1 protein-coding gene is annotated in these 311 nt (G+C 31.8%); it reads left to right on the top strand.

Features of this window, described 5'->3' with window-relative positions:
- Positions 1-311 (top strand): hypothetical protein (locus VJI93_RS08610; RefSeq protein WP_324009291.1); only part of this gene is annotated, 311 nt, incomplete at both ends.

The raw sequence follows: 311 nt of genomic DNA, 5'->3' as shown, positions 1-311 counted from the left end.
GTACAAAAGGTTGTAATAAAGGATAAGATTCCAGCTCATACAAGTTATGTAGAAAATTCTGCAGATAATGATGGAACTTTTGCAAATGGAGAAATCACTTGGACAAAAGAAAATGTAGCAGACGGAGAAACATTCGAAGTTACTTTCAAGGTAAAAGTAGATGAGAATGTAAATGGAGAAAAGATCTTAAATAAAGCAAAAGTGGCTGATGGAAGTAATAAATTTGATACAAATGAAACAACAAATCCAACAGCGACAAAACCTGTAAAAGATGTCTTTGATAGTAAAGATGATAAGACAAGTATAGATAG

Origin of the sequence: Parvimonas sp. M20, from assembly GCF_035282425.1 — a bacterium.
Taxonomy (GTDB): Bacteria; Bacillota; Clostridia; order Tissierellales; family Peptoniphilaceae; genus Parvimonas.
This window is presented reverse-complemented; position numbering and strand designations above follow the sequence as displayed.